The organism is Nocardiopsis sp. B62 (assembly GCF_018070675.1).
Lineage (GTDB): Bacteria > Actinomycetota > Actinomycetes > Streptosporangiales > Streptosporangiaceae > Nocardiopsis > Nocardiopsis prasina.
The window spans coordinates 369820-387431 of the sequence record NZ_JAGPXK010000002.1; the positions used below are offsets into that span (position 1 = coordinate 369820).

The window sequence follows — 17612 nt, forward strand, 5'->3', positions numbered from 1 at the left end:
ATGCCGCGCAAGGGCCCGGCGCCGAAGCGCCAGCTCATCACCGACCCGGTCTACGGCTCGCCGCTCGTCACCGCACTGATCAACAAGGTGCTCCTCGACGGCAAGCGCTCCATCGCTCAGGCGGTCGTGTACGACGCCCTCGAGGGTGCCCGGGAGAAGTCCGGTCAGGACCCGCTCGTCGTTCTCAAGCGAGCCCTGGACAACGTCAAGCCCGCGCTGGAGGTCCGCAGCCGCCGCGTTGGTGGCGCGACCTACCAGGTGCCGGTCGAGGTTCGCGCCTCCCGGTCCACCACGCTGGCCCTGCGCTGGCTGGTCTCCTACTCGCGTCAGCGTCGTGAGAAGACCATGACCGAGCGTCTGATGAACGAGCTGGTTGACGCCAGCAACGGTCTGGGCGCGGCTGTCAAGAAGCGTGAGGACACGCACAAGATGGCCGAGTCGAACAAGGCCTTCGCCCACTACCGCTGGTAACCCCGCGGCGAATCGATTCCTTGAGACCTAGGGAAGACGAGCCTCATGGCTAAGACTTTGCTTGACCTGGCCAAGGTCCGCAACATTGGCATCATGGCCCACATCGACGCGGGCAAGACGACGACCACCGAGCGGATCCTCTACTACACCGGTGTGACCCACAAGGTGGGCGAGGTCCACGATGGCGCCGCCACGATGGACTGGATGAAGGAGGAGCAGGAGCGGGGTATCACCATTACCTCGGCTGCTACCACCACCCACTGGGACGACCACACCATCAACATCATCGACACGCCCGGCCACGTCGACTTCACGGTCGAGGTCGAGCGGTCGCTGCGTGTGCTCGACGGTGCCGTCGCGGTGTTCGACGCCAAGGAAGGCGTGGAGCCCCAGTCGGAGCAGGTCTGGCGTCAGGCCGACCGTTACAAGGTCCCCCGGATCTGTTTCGTCAACAAGATGGACAAGATCGGCGCCGAGTTCCAGCGCTGTGTCGACATGTTCCGTGAGCGCCTCGGCGCGAACGCCATGCCGATCCAGCTGAACATCGGTGCCGAGAGCGACTTCAAGGGCGTCATCGACCTCGTGAAGATGAAGGCCTACGTCTGGAACGACGAGGCCGCGCTCGGCGAGATGTACGACACCGTCGACATCCCCGACACTCACGTGGACGCCGCCCGCGAGGCTCGCGACCAGTTCATCGAGACGCTGGCCGAGGCCGACGACGAGATCATGGAGCTGTACCTCGAGGGCAAGGAGCCCACCGAGGAGCAGCTGGTTCCCGCGATCCGTCGTGCCACCATCGCCGGCACCGCGATCCCGATCGTCTGCGGTACCGCTTTCAAGAACAAGGGCGTCCAGCCCCTGCTCGACGCGGTCACCGCCTACCTCCCCTCGCCCCTGGACGTGGACGCCATCGAGGGCCACGACCCCAAGGACGAGACCGAGGAGACGAAGCTCCAGCGCAAGCCGAGCGTCGACGAGCCGATGTCCGCTCTGGTCTTCAAGATCATGAGTGACCCCCACCTGGGTCGGCTTACCTACCTGCGCATCTACTCGGGTGTCCTCACCACCGGTACCCAGGTTCTCAACAGCCTGAAGGGCCGGAAGGAGCGCATCGGCAAGATCTACCGCATGCACTCCAACAAGCGCGAGGAGATCCCGGCCGCTGGCGCGGGCGACATCGTCGCGGTCATGGGTCTGAAGGACACCACGACCGGCGAGACGCTCTGCGACCAGGCCGCTCCGATCGTGCTGGAGTCCATGACGTTCCCGGCTCCGGTCATCGAGGTGGCCATCGAGCCGAAGACCAAGAGCGACCAGGAGAAGCTGGGCATCGCGATCCAGCGTCTGGCGGACGAGGACCCCTCCTTCCAGGTGGCCTCGGACGAGCAGACCGGTCAGACCGTGATCTCCGGCATGGGCGAGCTGCACCTTGAGGTGCTGGTCAACCGCATGCGCGACGAGTTCAAGGTCGAGGCGAACATCGGTAAGCCCCAGGTGGCCTACCGAGAGACCATTCGCAAGAAGGTCGAAGGCCACGTCTACACCCACAAGAAGCAGACCGGTGGGTCGGGCCAGTTCGCCAAGGTCAAGATCGACCTCGAGCCGCTCGTGGCCGAAGAGGGCGACGCGTCCGGGTACGAGTTCGTCAACTCCGTCACCGGTGGCCGCATCCCGCGGGAGTACATCCCGTCGGTTGACGCTGGTTGCCAGGAGGCCGCTGAGCTGGGTGTGCTCGCGCACTACCCGCTCGTCGGCATCAAGGTGACGCTGCAGGACGGCCAGTACCACGACGTCGACTCCTCCGAGATGGCGTTCAAGACCGCTGGTTCGATGGCCTTCAAGGAGGCCGTCAAGCTCGCGAAGCCGACGCTGCTCGAGCCGGTCATGGCCGTCGAGGTCACCACTCCTGAGGAGTACATGGGTGACGTCATCGGCGACCTGAACTCCCGCCGTGGACAGATTCAGTCCATGGACGAGCGTTCCGGTGTCCGGATCGTCAAGGCCCAGGTGCCCCTTTCGGAAATGTTCGGCTACGTGGGTGACCTGCGCAGCCGTACCCAGGGTCGAGCCAACTACTCGATGGTGTTCGACTCCTACGCGGAGGTTCCGTCCGCTGTCGCCCAAGAAATTGTGGCGAAGGTTCGCGGCGAGTAGTCGCGAGCAAGCAACCAGGCTGTACCCCGCGACCGCGGGGTTGGACCACAGTCGATAGATCTGTACGTCTAGGAGACTTCCAGTGGCGAAGGAAAAGTTCGAGCGGACTAAGCCGCACGTCAACATCGGCACCATCGGTCACATTGACCACGGCAAGACCACGCTGACCGCGGCCATCACCAAGGTGCTGCACGACGCGTACCCGGCGCTGAACCCGTTCACCCCGTTCGAGGACATCGACAACGCTCCTGAGGAGCGCGAGCGCGGTATCACCATCTCCGTCGCTCACGTCGAGTACCAGACCGAGGCGCGTCACTACGCCCACGTCGACTGCCCCGGTCACGCTGACTACGTGAAGAACATGATCACGGGTGCCGCGCAGATGGACGGCGCGATCCTGGTCGTGGCCGCCACCGACGGTCCGATGCCGCAGACCAAGGAGCACGTCCTCCTGGCCCGCCAGGTCGGCGTCCCCGCCATCGTCGTCGCCCTGAACAAGGCCGACATGGTGGACGACGAGGAGATCTTCGAGCTCGTCGAGCTCGAGGTCCGTGAGCTCCTCAGCGAGTACGAGTTCCCCGGCGACGACATCCCCGTCACCAAGGTCTCGGCTCTCAAGGCCCTCGAGGGCGACGCGGAGTGGGGCAAGGCCGTCCTGGAGCTCATGGGCACCGTGGACAGCTTCATTCCCGAGCCCGAGCGTGACACCGAGAAGCCCTTCCTCATGCCGATCGAGGACGTCTTCTCGATCACCGGTCGCGGCACCGTCGTCACCGGTCGTATCGAGCGCGGCGTCGTCAATGTCAACGAGACCGTTGACATCGTCGGCATCAAGGAAGACAAGCAGACCACCACCGTCACCGGTGTTGAGATGTTCCGCAAGCTGCTCGACAACGGTCAGGCTGGCGACAACGTCGGTCTGCTCCTGCGCGGCATCAAGCGCGAGGACGTCGAGCGCGGCCAGGTCGTGATCAAGCCCGGCACGACCACCCCGCACACCGAGTTCGAGGGCCAGGTCGTCATCCTGTCCAAGGACGAGGGTGGCCGCCACACGCCGTTCTTCAACAACTACCGCCCGCAGTTCTACTTCCGCACCACTGACGTCACCGGCGTCGTGACGCTGCCGGAGGGCACGGAGATGGTCATGCCCGGTGACAACACCGAGATGACCGTCAACCTGATCCAGCCGGTCGCGATGGAAGAGGGCCTCAAGTTCGCCATCCGTGAGGGTGGCCGGACCGTGGGCGCGGGTCGCGTCACGAAGATCCTCAAGTAGCACACACGTTGGGGTGGCCCCTTCCGGAGCCGCCCCAACGTGGTGGGTGGGCCGCTTCACGGCGGCCCGCCCGCCACACTGACAAGACGTCATCGGGCTCTGTGACGGTGACGCACCGCAGGGGCAAGCCCTGTTGCGGTTTCTCAAGGGAATAGGGGCTCACGGCCAACACGCCGGCGGATTCGCCGACGGGCCTGGGCGTCTGTGACCGGACAGCTCACCGTTACGGACACTGAAGCGAAGGACGAACAGGCCACATGGCGGGACAGAAGATCCGCATTCGGCTAAAGGCCTATGACCACGAGGTCATCGACAGCTCGGCGCGCAAGATCGTTGAGACTGTGACGCGAACTGGCGCACAGGTCGCGGGCCCGGTGCCGCTGCCGACGGAGAAGAACGTTTACTGCGTCATCCGATCGCCGCACAAGTACAAGGACTCGCGCGAGCACTTCGAGATGCGCACCCACAAGCGGCTGATCGACATCATCGACCCCACGCCGAAGACGGTCGACTCGCTCATGCGACTCGACCTCCCGGCTGGCGTTGACATCGAGATCAAGCTTTAAGGACGCACAGACATGGCCACCAAGCAGATCAAGGGAGTTCTGGGCGAAAAGCTCGGCATGACCCAGGTCTTCGACGACGCGGGCAAGATGGTGCCCGTGACCGTCCTGAAGGCCGGTCCGTGCGTCGTGAGCCGCATCCGGACCCCCGACACCGATGGCTACTCCGCCATCCAGCTCGGCTACGGGCAGATCAACCCGCGCAAGGTCAACAAGCCCCTGGGCGACTACCTGCGTGCGAACGACCTGACCCCGCGCCGTCACTACGTCGAGGTGCGTACGACCGACGCCTCCGAGTACACGCTCGGCCAGGAGGTCGACGCCGCGGCGTTCGAGATCGGCCAGAAGGTCGACGTCACGGGCAAGAGCAAGGGCAAGGGTTTCGCCGGTGTGATGAAGCGCCACGGTTTCCGTGGTCTCTCCGCCTCGCACGGCACCCAGCGTAAGCACCGCTCTCCCGGCTCCATCGGCGGCTGCGCCACTCCCGGCCGCGTTTTCAAGGGCATGCGGATGGCCGGGCGCATGGGTAACGTGCGCAAGACCGTCCAGAACCTGACCGTTCACTCAGTGGACGCGGAGAAGGGCCTCATCCTGGTCAAGGGTGCTGTCCCGGGTCCCAACGGCGGTCTGGTGCTCGTCCGCACCGCTGTGAAGGGGGACAAGTAAGCCATGACCCAGATCGAGGTCAAGAACCCTGAGGGCGGCTCCAAGGGCAGCGTTGAGCTCCCCGAGTCCGTCTTCGCCCAGCAGGTCAGCATTCCGCTGATCCACCAGGTCGTGAACGGCCAGCTGGCTGCCGGTCGGCAGGGCACCCACGCCACCAAGACCCGCGGCGAGGTCCGCGGCGGTGGCAAGAAGCCCTACCGCCAGAAGGGAACCGGTCGCGCCCGTCAGGGCTCGATCCGCGCCCCGCAGTACACCGGTGGTGGCACCGTTCACGGTCCCCAGCCGCGTGACTACAGCCAGCGGACCCCGAAGAAGATGAAGGCCGCCGCCCTGCGCGGTGCCCTCTCGGACCGGGCCAACCACGGCCGCATCCACGTCGTCACCGAGTTCGTCGGTGAGGGCGCGGAGAGCAAGTTCACGCAGACCGCTCTGAAGGCGCTGCGTCAGGTCACCGAGTCCGACAAGGTTCTCGTCGTCCTGGCCCGCGAGGACGAGCACAACCGGCGCGCCCTGCGCAACCTCGAAGAGGTCCACATCCTCGACGCGGACCAGGTGAACACCTACGACGTCCTCTACGCGGACGACGTGGTCTTCACTGAGGCGGGCTACGCCGAGTTCCTGGCCCACGCGGCCGGTGCCTCGAAGGCCGCTGAGTCCGAGGAGGACGACCAGTGAGGATCGCCGACCACCGGGACATCATCGTCGAGCCGGTGATCTCCGAGAAGAGCTACGGGCTCATGGACGAGAACAAGTACACGTTCATCGTTCGCCCGGACGCCAACAAGACCCAGATCAAGATCGCGATCGAGAAGATCTTCGAAGTGAAGGTCACGAACGTGAACACGATCAACCGGAAGGGTAAGCGCAAGCGGACCCGTTTCGGTTTCGGGAAGCGTCCCGACACCAAGCGCGCGATCGTCAGCGTGGCCGACGGCCAGCGGATCGACATCTTCGGTGTCTGACCTTTCCCGGGTCTGACCGCTACATGTCAAGCAACACGTAAAGGAATGCGCGAAGAAGATGGGCATTCGGAAGTACAAGCCGACGACGCCGGGTCGTCGCGGCTCCAGCGTGAGCGACTTCGTCGAGATCACGCGTTCGGAGCCGGAGAAGTCCCTGGTCCGTCCGCTTCACTCCAAGGGCGGTCGTAACGGCCACGGCCGGATCACCGCTCGTCACCAGGGTGGTGGCCACAAGCGCGCCTACCGCGTGATCGACTTCCGTCGTCACGACAAGGACGGCGTGCCGGCCAAGGTCGCTCACATCGAGTACGACCCCAACCGCACCGCTCGGATCGCTCTGCTCCACTACGTGGACGGTGAGAAGCGCTACATTCTGGCGCCCGCCGGCCTCAAGCAGGGCGACAAGATCGAGAACGGCCCCCAGTCCGACATCAAGCCGGGCAACTGCCTCCCGCTGCGCAACATCCCCACGGGTACGTTCGTGCACGCGGTCGAGCTGAAGCCCGGTGGCGGTGCCAAGCTGGGTCGTTCCGCGGGGTCGCAGATCCAGCTCCTCGCCAAGGAGGGCCGTTACGCCACGCTGCGTATGCCCTCCGGTGAGATGCGCATGGTCGAGATCTCCTGCCGCGCCACGGTTGGTCAGGTCGGCAACGCCGAGCAGTCCAACATCAACTGGGGCAAGGCCGGCCGCTCGCGGTGGAAGGGCAAGCGCCCGACCGTCCGTGGTGTGGTCATGAACCCGGTCGACCACCCGCACGGTGGTGGTGAGGGCAAGACCTCCGGTGGTCGTCACCCGGTCAGCCCCTGGGGCAAGAAGGAAGGCCGGACCAGGGCCAAGAACAAGGCCAGCGACAAGCTGATCGTGCGGCGTCGGCGTAGCGGTAAGAAGAAGCGGTAAGGAGCACGTCTGATGCCACGTAGCCTTAAGAAGGGTCCCTTCGTCGACGACCACCTCATCAAGAAGGTGGAAGTTCAGAACGAGAAGGGGACCAAGAACGTCATCAAGACGTGGTCCCGGCGATCCATGATCGTCCCGGAGATGATCGGTCACACGATCGCCGTCCACGACGGCCGCAAGCACGTTCCGGTGTTCGTGTCGGAGTCGATGGTCGGCCACAAGCTCGGTGAGTTCGCTCCCACGCGTACTTTCCGTAGCCACGTCAAGGACGACCGCCGCAGCCGCCGCTAGCGGTTGCAGCAGTTGTAAGAACCATTTTCTCCACGGTGAGTGGGGAAGGAATTTCCGTGAGCGAGGGAAAAGCGATGGGAACGAGGGCACAGGCGCGGTTCGTCCGCGTTACGCCCCGAAAGGCTCGCCGGGTGGCGGACCTTATTCGCGGGTTGCCCGCTGACGAGGCACAGGCGGTGCTCCGGTTCGCGCCCCAGTCGGCGAGCGAGCCCGTTGGCAAGGTGCTGGCAAGCGCCATCGCCAACGCTGAGCACAACGACAAGCTGGACCGCGAGTCCCTGGTGGTCGAGCGCGTCTGGGTGGACGAGGGTCCGACCCTGAAGCGCATTCGTCCCCGAGGCTTCGGCCGGGCTTTCCGAGTCACCAAGCGCACGAGCCACATCACCGTGGTCGTCGCTGAGGGCGCGGGCGCCTCGTCCAAGACCAAGGAAAGGACCCGATAGTGGGGCAGAAGGTAAACCCGCACGGGTTCCGCCTCGGCATCACCACCGACTTCAAGAGCCGCTGGTACGCCGACAAGTCCTACAAGGACTACGTCAAGGAAGACGTCGCGATCCGTCGGATGTTGACCCGTGGCATGGAGCGCGCGGGCATCTCCAAGGTGGAGATCGAGCGCACCCGTGACCGTGTCCGCGTGGACGTCTACACCGCCCGGCCGGGCATCGTCATCGGCCGCCGCGGCGTCGAGGCCGACCGGATCCGTACGGACCTTGAGAAGCTCACCGGCAAGCAGGTGCAGCTGAACGTCTTCGAGGTCAAGAACCCCGAGATCGACGCGCAGCTCGTCGCCCAGGGCGTCGCTGAGCAGCTGAGCAGCCGCGTGGCTTTCCGCCGCGCGATGCGCAAGGCCATGCAGAGCGCCATGAAGAGTGGCGCCAAGGGCATTCGTATCCAGTGCGGTGGCCGCCTGGGTGGGGCTGAGATGTCCCGCTCGGAGTTCTACCGCGAGGGTCGCGTCCCGCTGCACACGCTGCGCGCCGACATCGACTACGGCTTCTTCGAGGCCCGTACGACGTTCGGTCGCATCGGTGTCAAGGTGTGGATCTACAAGGGCGACGCCCCTGTGACCCGCGCCGAGCGCGAGGCCGCTCAGGCCGCGCAGCGCACCGCCGGTGGCGGTCAGCGCCGCGAGCGTCCGCAGCGTCGCCGTCGTGGCGGTGCCGCTGGCGCCCCGGGCACTGACGCCAAGGCTGGTGCTTCGGCCGAGGCCCCGAAGACCGAGGGGAGCTGACCGATGCTTATTCCTCGCAAGGTGAAGTACCGGAAGCAGCACCACCCGGACCTTCGCGGCAAGGCCAAGGGCGGAACGACGATCACCTTCGGTGAGTTCGGCATCCAGGCCCTGGAGTCGGCTTACGTGACGAACCGTCAGATCGAGTCCGCTCGTATCGCCATGACGCGTCACATCAAGCGTGGCGGCAAGGTGTGGATCAACATCTTCCCGGACCGTCCGCTGACGAAGAAGCCTGCCGAGGTCCGCATGGGCTCCGGTAAGGGTTCGCCCGAGTGGTGGGTCGCGCCGGTCAAGCCGGGTCGCGTGATGTTCGAGCTGTCGGGCGTGCCCGAGGCCGTGGCCAAGGAGGCCCTGCGCCGTGCGATGCACAAGCTCCCGATGAAGTGCAAGTTTGTTAAGCGGGAGGTGTGGGAGTAGTGGCGAAGTCCGTGACTGCCCACGAGCTGCGCGACCAGTCCGTCGAGGACCTGGTCACGAAGCTCAAGGAAGCCAAGGAAGAGCTCTTCAACCTCCGCTTCCAGGCCGCCACCGGCCAGCTCGACAACCACAGCCGTCTGCGCACTGTCAAGCGCGAGATCGCCAGGATCTACACGGTCCTGCGCGAGCACGAGCTGGGCATCGTCCCGCTGTCTGGTGAGTCGGCTGAGGAGACGAAGGAAGCAGCCGAATGAGTGAGAACCAGACCGCGACGCGCAACTACCGCAAGGTGCGCGAGGGCTACGTCGTCAGCGACAAGATGGACAAGACCGTCGTTGTCGAGGTCGAGGACCGCGTCAAGCACGCCCTGTACGGCAAGGTCATCCGACGGACGACCAAGTACAAGGCGCACGACGAGGCGAACTCCGCTGGCGTCGGCGACCGGGTCCGCATGATGGAGACCCGGCCGCTCTCCGCGACGAAGCGTTGGCGCGTCGTGGAGATCCTGGAGAAGGCTAAGTAACCCCAGCCTGTTGGCGGCCGGCACGCGTTGTCGGCCGCCGACGCGAGGGGTGAGACCACCTAGCCGTGCGGCAGTGGACCGCACGCATCACATCAGGAGCAGACGTGATTCAGCAGGAGTCGCGACTCAAGGTCGCCGACAACACGGGTGCCAAGGAGATCCTTACCATCCGTGTTCTCGGTGGCTCGGGTCGGCGCTACGCCGGGATCGGCGACACGATCGTCGCCACGGTGAAGGACGCCCTGCCTGGCGCTGGAGTCAAGAAGGGCGACGTCGTCAAGGCCGTTGTCGTGCGCACCGTCAAGGAGCGCCGCCGGCCCGACGGCTCCTACATCCGCTTCGATGAGAACGCTGCCGTGCTCATCAAGGACGGTGGGGACCCGCGAGGCACCCGCATCTTCGGCCCGGTCGGCCGTGAGCTGCGTGACAAGAAGTACATGCGCATCATTTCGCTGGCGCCGGAGGTGCTCTAAGCGATGAAGATCAAATCTGGCGACGAGGTCATCGTTCTCGCCGGCAAGGACAAGGGTGCCACCGGCAAGGTCGTCAAGGCCCTGCCGAAGGAAGACCGTGTCATCGTCGAGGGCGTCAACCTGGTCAAGAAGCACAGGAAGGCCAACCCGGCGGGCGGCCAGCAGGGCGAGGTCGTCACCAAGGAGGCCCCCATCCACGTGAGCAATGTTGCGCTCGCCGTGGACGGCAAGGCCACTCGGGTCGGCTACCGCTTCGAGGAAGACGGAACCAAGGTTCGGGTCTCCCGTCGCACCGGTAAGGACATCTGATGACGGTTACCAACGACATCACCGCACCTCCGATGCCGCGACTCAAGGAGAAGTACCGCAACGAGATCGCTGCGGGCCTCAAGGACGAGTTCGACATCGCCAACGTCATGCAGATCCCCGGTCTCACGAAGATCGTGGTCAACATGGGCGTGGGCGAGGCGGCTCGGGACGCGAAGCTGATCCAGGGCGCGATCGCCGACATCACGGCGATCACCGGGCAGAAGCCGAAGATCAACCGGGCCAAGAACTCCATCGCGCAGTTCAAGCTGCGCGAGGGTCAGCCGATCGGCGCCAGCGTCACGCTGCGCGGCGACCGGATGTGGGAGTTCCTTGACCGGCTGCTCTCGCTGGCCCTGCCCCGGATCAGGGACTTCCGTGGCCTTTCCCCGAAGCAGTTCGACGGGAACGGCAACTACACGTTCGGTCTGACCGAGCAGGTCATGTTCCACGAGGTCGACCCGGACAGGGTCGACCGCCAGCGTGGGATGGACATCACGGTTGTCACGACGGCGACCACCGACGAACAAGGCCGCAGCCTGCTCAAGCGGCTCGGTTTCCCGTTCAAGGAAGCCTGAGGGGTTACCACAGATGGCTAAGAAGTCGCTGATCGCGAAGTCGCAGCGGAAGCCGAAGTTCGGCGTTCGTGCGTATACTCGATGCTCTCGGTGCGGCCGCCCCCGCGCCGTCTTCCGGAAGTTCGGCCTGTGCCGTATCTGCTTCCGCGAGATGGCCCACCGGGGCGAGCTGCCCGGTATCACCAAGTCGAGCTGGTAGTTTCCGGTGGGGCCGACCCTGCGCACTAGCGCGGTCGGCCCCCCGAAACGCCGCCTCACTGGTGGCTCGAAGCAGTGACCGTGACCGCCTCCAGGCGGTCGTCGGTGCAGCAACATCCATTCAACAGGGCACGGCAGTCCCGGGAGGGACCGCGGTGCCCACGACCACGCCGAAGGTCCGTTTGTGCACTCTCCGGGGGTAACCCCGACGGGAGGCAGGCTCTGGGAAAGCCCGCACTCGGAAACCGCGGTGAGGAAGGGCCAGTCGGCCATGACGATGACCGACCCGATCGCAGACATGCTGACGCGTCTGCGTAACGCGAACTCGGCGTACCACGACACCGTGACGATGCCGTATTCCAAGATCAAGGCGCACATCGCCGAGATCCTCCAGCAGGAGGGCTTCATTCAGGGCTGGCGGACCGAGGAGGCCCCCGTGGGCCAGAGCCTCGTCCTCGACCTGAAGTACGGCCCCACCCGTGAGCGTTCCATCGCGGGAATCCGCCGGGTGTCCAAGCCCGGTCTCCGGGTGTACGCGAAGAAGGAGAACCTTCCGCGCGTGCTGGGTGGCCTCGGTGTGGCGATCATTTCGACGTCCGGTGGCCTGATGACTGACAAGCAGGCCAAGAAGCGTGGCGTGGGCGGCGAAGTCCTCGCTTACGTCTGGTAATAGGGAGAGACTGAAGCATGTCGCGAATCGGTCGACTGCCGCTCTCGGTCCCCAAGGGCGTCGAAGTCACGATTAACGGGCAAGACGTCACTGTCAAGGGGCCGAAGGGCGAACTCAAGCACACGATCGCCGAGCCGATCACCGTTTCCTTCGAGGACGGTATCGTCACGGTCGCTCGTCCTGACGACAAGCCGGAGAACCGGTCGCTGCACGGTCTGACCCGTGCACTGGTCGCCAACCTCGTCGAGGGTGTGTCCAAGGGCTACGCCAAGACGCTGGAGATCCACGGTGTGGGTTACCGCGTCCAGGCCCGCGGCTCCAACCTGGAGTTCTCGCTGGGCTTCAGCCACCCGGTGGTCATCGAGCCCCCGGAGGGCATCACCTTCCGCGTGGAGAAGCCGACCATCCTCCACGTCGAGGGCATCGACAAGCAGCTGGTGGGCCAGGTCGCCGCGAACATCCGCGGTCTGCGCAAGCCTGACCCGTACAAGGCCAAGGGCGTGCGGTACAAGGGTGAGCACATCCGCCGCAAGGCCGGAAAGGCTGGTAAGTAGGCATGGGCATCACCGTGAGCCGTAAGCGCACCGCGAAGGCCACTACCTCGCGCAAGCGCCGGCAGTTCCGGGTCCGCAAGAAGGTCGTGGGCACCAGTGAGCGTCCGCGTCTGGCCGTGTTCCGTTCCTCCAAGCACATCGTCGCGCAGGTGATCGACGACTCCAAGGGTCACACCCTGGTCGCCGCCTCCAGCGTCGAGACCGATGTGCGGGGTGCCGAGGGCACGAAGTCCGACAAGTCCGTCAAGGTCGGTGAGCTCGTCGCGCAGCGCGCGAAGGACGCCGGTATCACCCAGGTCGTCTTCGACCGCGGTGGTAACCGGTACGCCGGTCGTATCGCCAAGCTCGCCGACGCGGCGCGCGAGGGCGGGCTGGAGTTCTAGTTCCATGACCTCTGTACTGGCCAAGAACAAGCACGAGAAGAGGAATCACTGATGGCTGCAGCACCGCGGCGCGGCGCCGGTGGCGAACGGCGTGATCGCCGTGACGATCGCCGCGGCGGCGCCGCAGACAAGGGTGTCTCCTACATCGAGAAGGTCGTGACCATCAACCGGGTCGCGAAGGTCGTCAAGGGCGGCCGTCGCTTCTCCTTCACCGCTCTCGTCGTCGTCGGTGACGGCAACGGCATGGTGGGTGTCGGTTACGGCAAGGCCAAGGAAGTTCCGGCCGCGATCGCCAAGGGCGTGGAGGCCGCGAAGAGGAACTTCTTCCGCGTCCCCCGCATCCAGGGCACCATCGTGCACCGGGTCCAGGGCGAGGAAGCCGCTGGCGTCGTCCTGCTCCGTCCGGCCGCCCCGGGTACCGGTGTTATCGCCGGTGGTCCCGTGCGCGCCGTCCTGGAGTGCGCCGGCATTCACGACATCCTGAGCAAGTCGCTCGGTTCGTCCAACCCGCTGAACATCGTGCACGCCACGGTGGCGGCGCTCAAGGGTCTCAACCAGCCCGAGGAGATCGCGGCCCGCCGTGGTCTGCCGATCGAGGATGTGGCCCCGGCTGCCATGCTGCGCGCTCGCTCTGAGGCGAAGGCAGGAGCCTGATCATGGCCAAGATCAAGATCACGCAGACCCGCTCCAAGATCGGCGGCAAGGTGAAGCAGCACGCTGCTCTCCAGTCGCTGGGCCTGGGCCGGATCGGCAAGTCCACCGTCCGTGAGGACCGCCCTGAGGTTCGCGGGCAGATCACGATCGTCTCGCACCTCGTCACTGTCGAGGAGGTCGCAGAATGAGCGACTACAACCCCGACGAGCTGCTCAAGCTGCACCACCTGCGTCCCGCCCCGGGTAGCAACAAGGCCAAGATCCGCAAGGGTCGTGGCGAGGCTTCCAAGGGTAAGACCGCTGGTCGCGGTACCAAGGGCACCAAGGCTCGTAACACCGTTCGTCCCGGCTTCGAGGGTGGGCAGATGCCCCTCATCCGCCGGATCCCGAAGCTCAAGGGCTTCAGCAACGCCCGGTTCAAGACGACCTACCAGATCGTCAACCTGGACAAGCTGAGCGAGCTCTACCCCGAGGGTGGCGAGGTCACCGTCGAGGGCCTGGTCGCCAAGGGTGCGGTTCGCAAGAACCAGCTCGTCAAGGTGCTGGGTACGGGTGAGATCACCGTCGCCGTGCAGGTGAGCGCCAACGCGTTCTCCGGCTCCGCGAAGGAGAAGATCACCGCCGCCGGTGGCACTGTCACCGAGCTGTAGGGGTCTCCCTACGATGCGTACTGGGGGCGTCCGCCCAGCAGGTCCTGGAAAGGTCCTGTTGGCGGGCGCCCTCACGTGTTGGAGCGGGTTCGTTATCCCGCTCCGACCCCTCGCGTCGGGTGATGACTGTTACAGTGCCATCTGTTTGAGTTCCCCGCTTGACGTAATGTGAGTACTTCCGAGCACCGGGCGACAGGCCCGGCGCTGACGTTCTACGACGATTCAGGATCGGCCGCGATGTCTGGAACCCGTTCCGCCGCCGAAGCCGCGCAGGAGGAGACGTGCTAGGTGCGTTCGTTCGTGCATTCCGCACGCCCGACCTGCGCAATAAGCTGCTGTTCACACTGTTCATCCTGACGATCTTCCGGCTGGGTTCGGTGATTCCCGCACCGGGCATCGACTCGGCGGCGATCAGGGACCAGATGGACTTCATCACCGCGCAGGACCAGTCCGGTGTCTACGCGATGGTGAACCTCTTCAGCGGCGGCGCCCTGCTGCAACTGGCGGTGTTCGCGCTCGGGGTCATGCCGTACATCACCGCGAGCATCATCATCAACCTGCTCACTGTCGTGATCCCGCGTCTGGAGGCCCTCAAGAAGGAGGGCCAGGCCGGACAGAGCAAGATCACGCAGTACACCCGTTATCTCACCCTCATGCTCGCCGTGCTCCAGGCCACCTCCATCGTGGCCATGGCCCGCACCGGCGCCCTCTTCCAGAACTCGATCGACCCGTCGGTCTACATGCCCAACCAGGACATCCTCACCATGGTGACGATCGTCTTCGTGATGACCGGCGGTACCGCGATCATCATGTGGATGGGTGAGCTGATCACCGAGCGCGGTGTCGGCAACGGTATGTCGCTGCTGATCTTCACCCAGGTCATCGCGATGTTCCCCTCCTCGATCATGGGTCTGTACGAGGAGCGGTCGGTCTGGATCTTCATCATCATCTGCCTCGCCGGTCTGGCCCTGATCACCGCCGTGGTGTTCATGGAGCAGGCGCAGCGCCGTATCCCGGTGCAGTACGCGAAGCGCATGGTGGGTCGTCGCATGTACGGCGGCAGCTCGACCTACATCCCCCTGAAGGTCAACCAGGCGGGCATCATCCCCGTGATCTTCGCCTCCTCCCTCCTGTACCTCCCGCAGCTGGTCGTCGGTCTGATCGGGCAGGACTCCACCCATCCGGTGGCCCAGTTCTTCCAGACCTACTTCCTCACGGGCACTCACCCCGTCTACATGGCGACCTTCTTCGTCATGATCGTCGGCTTCGCGTTCTTCTACGTGGCGATTACGTTCAACCCCACTGAAGTCGCCGACAACATGAAGAAGTACGGTGGGTTCATCCCGGGTATCCGTCCGGGGCGTCCGACCGCCGAGTACCTGGACTACGTCCTGACTCGTCTGACGACCCCCGGTTCGCTGTACCTGGGTGTGATCGCTCTCCTGCCCATGGTCGCTCTCGGCGCCACCGGTGCCGACATGAACTTCCCCTTCGGCGGGACGAGCATCCTGATCATGGTGGGTGTCGGGCTGGACACGGTGAAGCAGATCGAGAGTCACCTCCAGCAGAGGAACTACGAAGGTTTTCTGCGATAAATGCGTGCAGTATTGGTGGGGCCGCCTGGGGCCGGTAAGGGCACCCAGGCCCAGATCCTCGCGGAAGAGCTGTCGATCCCGAAGGTGTCCACCGGTGACATCTTCCGGGCCAACGTCAGCGGTGGTACCGAACTCGGCAAGAAGGCCAAGGAGTTCATGGACCGTGGCGACCTCGTCCCCGACGAGGTCACGAACGCCATGGTCAAGGACCGGCTGGCCCAGGACGACGCTGCGGGTGGTTTCCTGCTGGACGGGTTCCCCCGCAACGTCCCCCAGGCCGAGACCCTCAAGGGGATGCTCGGCGACCTCGGCACCGACCTCGACGTCGTCCTGGAGCTGCGGGTCGACGAGGAGGAGGTCGTCAAGCGCCTCTCGGGTCGTCGTTCCTGCCCCGAGTGCGGCCGCGTGTACCACGTCGAGTACGACGCCCCGAAGGAAGAGGGCAGGTGCGACAACGAGGGCGCCGCGCTCTACCAGCGTGAGGACGACCGCGAGGAGACCATCCGGCACCGCCTGAAGGTCTACCGCGAGCAGACCTCCCCGCTGGTCGAGTTCTACTCCGGTGAGGGCCTGCTGGCCACCATCGCCGCCACGGGCCCCGTGGCGGAGGTGACGGCCCGAGCCAAGGCCGCCATCGAGGAGAAGCGGTCGGCCCGCTGATGTCCCGTAGAGCCGACTCGGGCGTGCAGATCAAGACGCCGGAACAGATCGCCAAGATGAGGGCGGCGGGCCAGGTCGTGGCCCGCGCCCTGGACACCCTCCGGTCCGCGGTGCGGCCCGGGGTGTCCACCCTCGAACTGGACGCGGTGGCCGAGAAGGTCATCCGGGACGCCGGGGCCATCCCTTCCTTCAAGGGCTACCACGGCTTCCCCGGATCGATCTGCGCCTCGGTCAACGAGGAGGTCGTGCACGGCATCCCGAGCACCGAGCGCGTCCTGGCCGACGGCGACATCATCTCCATCGACTGCGGTGCCATCCTCGACGGCTGGCACGGCGACTCCGCGGTGACCATCGCGGTCGGGGAGGCCCGGCCCGAGGACCTCGCGATGATGGAGGTGTGCGAGGAGTCCATGTGGCAGGGGATCGCGCAGATGCACCCGGGCAGGCGCCTGGGTGACATCGGGTTCGCGATCGATGGCCACATCTCGGCCAACGGCGGCTACGGCAACGTGCGCGAGTACGGCGGCCACGGCATCGGCACCGAGATGCACATGGACCCGCACGTGCTCAACTACGGCAAGAAGGGCCGTGGCCAGAAGCTGGTCGAGGGCATGTGCCTGGCGATCGAGCCCATGACCACGCTCGGCAAGCACGACGTGGTGGAGCTGGAAGACGGCTGGACGGTCGTCACGCGGGACGGCGGTCGCGCCGCCCACTTCGAGCACACCGTGGCGATCACGGCGGACGGCCCGATGGTGCTGACCGCACGCGAGTCGAATCGCGATAAAATCACCCAGATGGGGTTCGTCCAGCCGACCTGGTGACGGCGGACCCACCACCCGGTTACCTCCGGCCAACGGCCGGAGGCGGCGGGGGTGGCGACCACCCACGGGTGAAGAGGCGAGGTACGCGCAGTGTCCGAACCGGTGCCGTCGATACGAACGTCCGACTCCGAGCGGGACCGCGTGGCGGGGCTCCTCCAGGAGCACTTCGCGCAGGGCCGGTTGGACCACGAGGAGTTCACCGAGCGCCTCAGTCAGGCCTACCGGTCCAGGACCGTGGAGGAGCTGGCCGTGGTGACGCGGGACCTGCCCGAGCGTGACCTCGCCGACGTCGGCCGGGCCCCGCTGGCCGACGCCGCGGCCCCGCCCCTGCGGTTGCGCGACCCCGCGCTGATGGTGCCGTGGGTCCTCTACGGCGGCGTCAACGTCCTGTGCTTCTTCATCTGGCTGATCCTCTACTTCACGACCGGGGCCAGCTACCCTTGGTTCCTGTGGGTCCTCGGCCCGTGGGGGATCATGATGTCCGTCGTGACCTTCGGGGTGCTCGCCGCCCAGCGCGGCCAGGGCGAGGACTAGGACGCCCGCCGACCGTGTAGGGTTCTGTGCCCTCCGGTTAGGAGTACTTGTCCGAAGGGGATAGACTGTCACTGCC

At 65.5% G+C, this 17612-nt stretch carries 28 protein-coding genes; all 28 read left to right on the forward strand.

From position 1 onward, the window contains the following. The 28 genes from rpsG to KBX21_RS03880 all read left to right on the forward strand — a co-directional run bounded on the left by rpsG (nucleotide 1) and on the right by KBX21_RS03880 (nucleotide 17536). Nucleotides 1-471, forward strand: a complete 471-nt coding sequence (gene rpsG / locus KBX21_RS03745) for a 30S ribosomal protein S7 (RefSeq protein WP_017543010.1) — start codon at nucleotides 1-3, stop codon at nucleotides 469-471. Between the two features lie 45 nt (nucleotides 472-516). Further along, entirely contained in the window at nucleotides 517-2628 is a 2112-nt protein-coding gene (gene fusA / locus KBX21_RS03750) for an elongation factor G (RefSeq protein WP_210840992.1), read from the forward strand. A gap of 82 nt (nucleotides 2629-2710) precedes the next feature. Continuing rightward, nucleotides 2711-3904: an elongation factor Tu gene (gene tuf, locus KBX21_RS03755; protein ID WP_049569164.1), complete on the forward strand. Its 1194-nt coding sequence runs from the start codon at nucleotides 2711-2713 to the stop codon at nucleotides 3902-3904. 257 nt (nucleotides 3905-4161) lie between these two features. After that, the gene (gene rpsJ, locus KBX21_RS03760; RefSeq protein ID WP_013156110.1) at nucleotides 4162-4470 is read left to right on the forward strand and encodes a 30S ribosomal protein S10; all 309 of its coding nucleotides are present in this window, start codon (nucleotides 4162-4164) and stop codon (nucleotides 4468-4470) included. A gap of 12 nt (nucleotides 4471-4482) precedes the next feature. Beyond that, nucleotides 4483-5133: a 50S ribosomal protein L3 gene (gene rplC / locus KBX21_RS03765; RefSeq protein WP_017543007.1), complete on the forward strand. Its 651-nt coding sequence runs from the start codon at nucleotides 4483-4485 to the stop codon at nucleotides 5131-5133. Nucleotides 5134-5136: 3 nt separating this feature from the next. Next, nucleotides 5137-5808: a 50S ribosomal protein L4 gene (gene rplD / locus KBX21_RS03770; protein WP_049569159.1), complete on the forward strand. Its 672-nt coding sequence runs from the start codon at nucleotides 5137-5139 to the stop codon at nucleotides 5806-5808. Beyond that, nucleotides 5805-6095, forward strand: a complete 291-nt coding sequence (rplW, locus tag KBX21_RS03775) for a 50S ribosomal protein L23 (protein WP_017543005.1) — start codon at nucleotides 5805-5807, stop codon at nucleotides 6093-6095. The genes rplD and rplW overlap by 4 nt, the downstream gene beginning before the upstream one ends. Nucleotides 6096-6153: 58 nt before the next feature. Next, nucleotides 6154-6993: a 50S ribosomal protein L2 gene (rplB, locus tag KBX21_RS03780; protein WP_017543004.1), complete on the forward strand. Its 840-nt coding sequence runs from the start codon at nucleotides 6154-6156 to the stop codon at nucleotides 6991-6993. A gap of 12 nt (nucleotides 6994-7005) precedes the next feature. Continuing rightward, entirely contained in the window at nucleotides 7006-7284 is a 279-nt protein-coding gene (rpsS, locus tag KBX21_RS03785) for a 30S ribosomal protein S19 (RefSeq protein WP_017543003.1), read from the forward strand. Between the two features lie 74 nt (nucleotides 7285-7358). Next, on the forward strand, nucleotides 7359-7727 hold the full coding sequence (gene rplV / locus KBX21_RS03790) for a 50S ribosomal protein L22 (RefSeq protein ID WP_017543002.1): 369 nt from the start codon (nucleotides 7359-7361) through the stop codon (nucleotides 7725-7727). Beyond that, nucleotides 7727-8515, forward strand: a complete 789-nt coding sequence (gene rpsC, locus KBX21_RS03795) for a 30S ribosomal protein S3 (protein WP_049569156.1) — start codon at nucleotides 7727-7729, stop codon at nucleotides 8513-8515. The genes rplV and rpsC overlap by 1 nt, the downstream gene beginning before the upstream one ends. 3 nt (nucleotides 8516-8518) lie before the next feature. Next, nucleotides 8519-8935, forward strand: a complete 417-nt coding sequence (gene rplP / locus KBX21_RS03800; RefSeq protein ID WP_026128979.1) for a 50S ribosomal protein L16 — start codon at nucleotides 8519-8521, stop codon at nucleotides 8933-8935. Next, complete coding sequence (gene rpmC / locus KBX21_RS03805; RefSeq protein WP_017542999.1) at nucleotides 8935-9189, forward strand: 50S ribosomal protein L29; 255 nt, start codon at nucleotides 8935-8937, stop codon at nucleotides 9187-9189. Before rplP ends, rpmC begins: the two co-directional genes overlap by 1 nt. Beyond that, the gene (gene rpsQ / locus KBX21_RS03810; RefSeq protein WP_017542998.1) at nucleotides 9186-9458 is read left to right on the forward strand and encodes a 30S ribosomal protein S17; all 273 of its coding nucleotides are present in this window, start codon (nucleotides 9186-9188) and stop codon (nucleotides 9456-9458) included. Before rpmC ends, rpsQ begins: the two co-directional genes overlap by 4 nt. 104 nt (nucleotides 9459-9562) lie before the next feature. Beyond that, nucleotides 9563-9931 carry a 50S ribosomal protein L14 gene (rplN, locus tag KBX21_RS03815; RefSeq protein WP_013156121.1) on the forward strand — a complete coding sequence of 123 codons (369 nt, stop codon included), beginning with the start codon at nucleotides 9563-9565 and terminating at the stop codon, nucleotides 9929-9931. A gap of 3 nt (nucleotides 9932-9934) precedes the next feature. Next, the gene (gene rplX, locus KBX21_RS03820; protein ID WP_017542997.1) at nucleotides 9935-10240 is read left to right on the forward strand and encodes a 50S ribosomal protein L24; all 306 of its coding nucleotides are present in this window, start codon (nucleotides 9935-9937) and stop codon (nucleotides 10238-10240) included. Next, entirely contained in the window at nucleotides 10240-10815 is a 576-nt protein-coding gene (gene rplE, locus KBX21_RS03825) for a 50S ribosomal protein L5 (protein ID WP_049569149.1), read from the forward strand. The genes rplX and rplE overlap by 1 nt, the downstream gene beginning before the upstream one ends. A 13-nt stretch (nucleotides 10816-10828) precedes the next feature. After that, a complete protein-coding gene (locus tag KBX21_RS03830; RefSeq protein WP_013156124.1) occupies nucleotides 10829-11014 on the forward strand; it encodes a type Z 30S ribosomal protein S14 in 186 nt (61 codons plus the stop codon). Between the two features lie 270 nt (nucleotides 11015-11284). Next, nucleotides 11285-11683, forward strand: a complete 399-nt coding sequence (rpsH, locus tag KBX21_RS03835) for a 30S ribosomal protein S8 (protein ID WP_026119486.1) — start codon at nucleotides 11285-11287, stop codon at nucleotides 11681-11683. A gap of 17 nt (nucleotides 11684-11700) precedes the next feature. Continuing rightward, nucleotides 11701-12237 carry a 50S ribosomal protein L6 gene (gene rplF, locus KBX21_RS03840; RefSeq protein WP_017542994.1) on the forward strand — a complete coding sequence of 179 codons (537 nt, stop codon included), beginning with the start codon at nucleotides 11701-11703 and terminating at the stop codon, nucleotides 12235-12237. Nucleotides 12238-12239: 2 nt separating this feature from the next. Next, entirely contained in the window at nucleotides 12240-12620 is a 381-nt protein-coding gene (gene rplR / locus KBX21_RS03845; RefSeq protein ID WP_017542993.1) for a 50S ribosomal protein L18, read from the forward strand. Nucleotides 12621-12671: 51 nt separating this feature from the next. Then, a complete protein-coding gene (gene rpsE, locus KBX21_RS03850) occupies nucleotides 12672-13274 on the forward strand; it encodes a 30S ribosomal protein S5 (protein WP_017578630.1) in 603 nt (200 codons plus the stop codon). A gap of 2 nt (nucleotides 13275-13276) precedes the next feature. Further along, nucleotides 13277-13462 carry a 50S ribosomal protein L30 gene (rpmD, locus tag KBX21_RS03855; protein WP_017542991.1) on the forward strand — a complete coding sequence of 62 codons (186 nt, stop codon included), beginning with the start codon at nucleotides 13277-13279 and terminating at the stop codon, nucleotides 13460-13462. After that, complete coding sequence (gene rplO / locus KBX21_RS03860; protein ID WP_049569146.1) at nucleotides 13459-13923, forward strand: 50S ribosomal protein L15; 465 nt, start codon at nucleotides 13459-13461, stop codon at nucleotides 13921-13923. The genes rpmD and rplO overlap by 4 nt, the downstream gene beginning before the upstream one ends. Before the next feature lie 281 nt (nucleotides 13924-14204). Continuing rightward, on the forward strand, nucleotides 14205-15518 hold the full coding sequence (gene secY / locus KBX21_RS03865; RefSeq protein ID WP_049569143.1) for a preprotein translocase subunit SecY: 1314 nt from the start codon (nucleotides 14205-14207) through the stop codon (nucleotides 15516-15518). After that, complete coding sequence (locus tag KBX21_RS03870) at nucleotides 15519-16178, forward strand: adenylate kinase (protein WP_199776493.1); 660 nt, start codon at nucleotides 15519-15521, stop codon at nucleotides 16176-16178. Continuing rightward, nucleotides 16178-17002, forward strand: a complete 825-nt coding sequence (map, locus tag KBX21_RS03875) for a type I methionyl aminopeptidase (protein WP_210840993.1) — start codon at nucleotides 16178-16180, stop codon at nucleotides 17000-17002. The genes KBX21_RS03870 and map overlap by 1 nt, the downstream gene beginning before the upstream one ends. Before the next feature lie 90 nt (nucleotides 17003-17092). After that, nucleotides 17093-17536: a DUF1707 domain-containing protein gene (locus KBX21_RS03880; protein ID WP_049569134.1), complete on the forward strand. Its 444-nt coding sequence runs from the start codon at nucleotides 17093-17095 to the stop codon at nucleotides 17534-17536. Nucleotides 17537-17612 lie beyond the last annotated feature (76 nt).

Excerpts from the sequence above, each read along its gene's own strand:
- rplP (WP_026128979.1), top strand. The coding sequence starts at position 8,519 with ATGCTTATTCCTCGCAAGGTGAAGTACCGGAAGCAGCACCACCCGGAC.
- KBX21_RS03830 (WP_013156124.1), top strand. The coding sequence starts at position 10,829 with ATGGCTAAGAAGTCGCTGATCGCGAAGTCGCAGCGGAAGCCGAAGTTC.
- rplF (WP_017542994.1), top strand. The coding sequence starts at position 11,701 with ATGTCGCGAATCGGTCGACTGCCGCTCTCGGTCCCCAAGGGCGTCGAA.
- rpsG (WP_017543010.1), top strand. The coding sequence starts at position 1 with ATGCCGCGCAAGGGCCCGGCGCCGAAGCGCCAGCTCATCACCGACCCG.
- rplC (WP_017543007.1), top strand. The coding sequence starts at position 4,483 with ATGGCCACCAAGCAGATCAAGGGAGTTCTGGGCGAAAAGCTCGGCATG.
- rplB (WP_017543004.1), top strand. The coding sequence starts at position 6,154 with ATGGGCATTCGGAAGTACAAGCCGACGACGCCGGGTCGTCGCGGCTCC.
- rplV (WP_017543002.1), top strand. The coding sequence starts at position 7,359 with ATGGGAACGAGGGCACAGGCGCGGTTCGTCCGCGTTACGCCCCGAAAG.
- rpsH (WP_026119486.1), top strand. The coding sequence starts at position 11,285 with ATGACGATGACCGACCCGATCGCAGACATGCTGACGCGTCTGCGTAAC.
- KBX21_RS03870 (WP_199776493.1), top strand. The coding sequence starts at position 15,519 with ATGCGTGCAGTATTGGTGGGGCCGCCTGGGGCCGGTAAGGGCACCCAG.
- rpsE (WP_017578630.1), top strand. The coding sequence starts at position 12,672 with ATGGCTGCAGCACCGCGGCGCGGCGCCGGTGGCGAACGGCGTGATCGC.
- map (WP_210840993.1), top strand. The coding sequence starts at position 16,178 with ATGTCCCGTAGAGCCGACTCGGGCGTGCAGATCAAGACGCCGGAACAG.
- rplO (WP_049569146.1), top strand. The coding sequence starts at position 13,459 with ATGAGCGACTACAACCCCGACGAGCTGCTCAAGCTGCACCACCTGCGT.
- rpsQ (WP_017542998.1), top strand. The coding sequence starts at position 9,186 with ATGAGTGAGAACCAGACCGCGACGCGCAACTACCGCAAGGTGCGCGAG.
- rplR (WP_017542993.1), top strand. The coding sequence starts at position 12,240 with ATGGGCATCACCGTGAGCCGTAAGCGCACCGCGAAGGCCACTACCTCG.
- rplX (WP_017542997.1), top strand. The coding sequence starts at position 9,935 with ATGAAGATCAAATCTGGCGACGAGGTCATCGTTCTCGCCGGCAAGGAC.
- rplD (WP_049569159.1), top strand. The coding sequence starts at position 5,137 with ATGACCCAGATCGAGGTCAAGAACCCTGAGGGCGGCTCCAAGGGCAGC.
- rpmD (WP_017542991.1), top strand. The coding sequence starts at position 13,277 with ATGGCCAAGATCAAGATCACGCAGACCCGCTCCAAGATCGGCGGCAAG.
- rplE (WP_049569149.1), top strand. The coding sequence starts at position 10,240 with ATGACGGTTACCAACGACATCACCGCACCTCCGATGCCGCGACTCAAG.
- rpsS (WP_017543003.1), top strand. The coding sequence starts at position 7,006 with ATGCCACGTAGCCTTAAGAAGGGTCCCTTCGTCGACGACCACCTCATC.
- fusA (WP_210840992.1), top strand. The coding sequence starts at position 517 with ATGGCTAAGACTTTGCTTGACCTGGCCAAGGTCCGCAACATTGGCATC.
- rpsJ (WP_013156110.1), top strand. The coding sequence starts at position 4,162 with ATGGCGGGACAGAAGATCCGCATTCGGCTAAAGGCCTATGACCACGAG.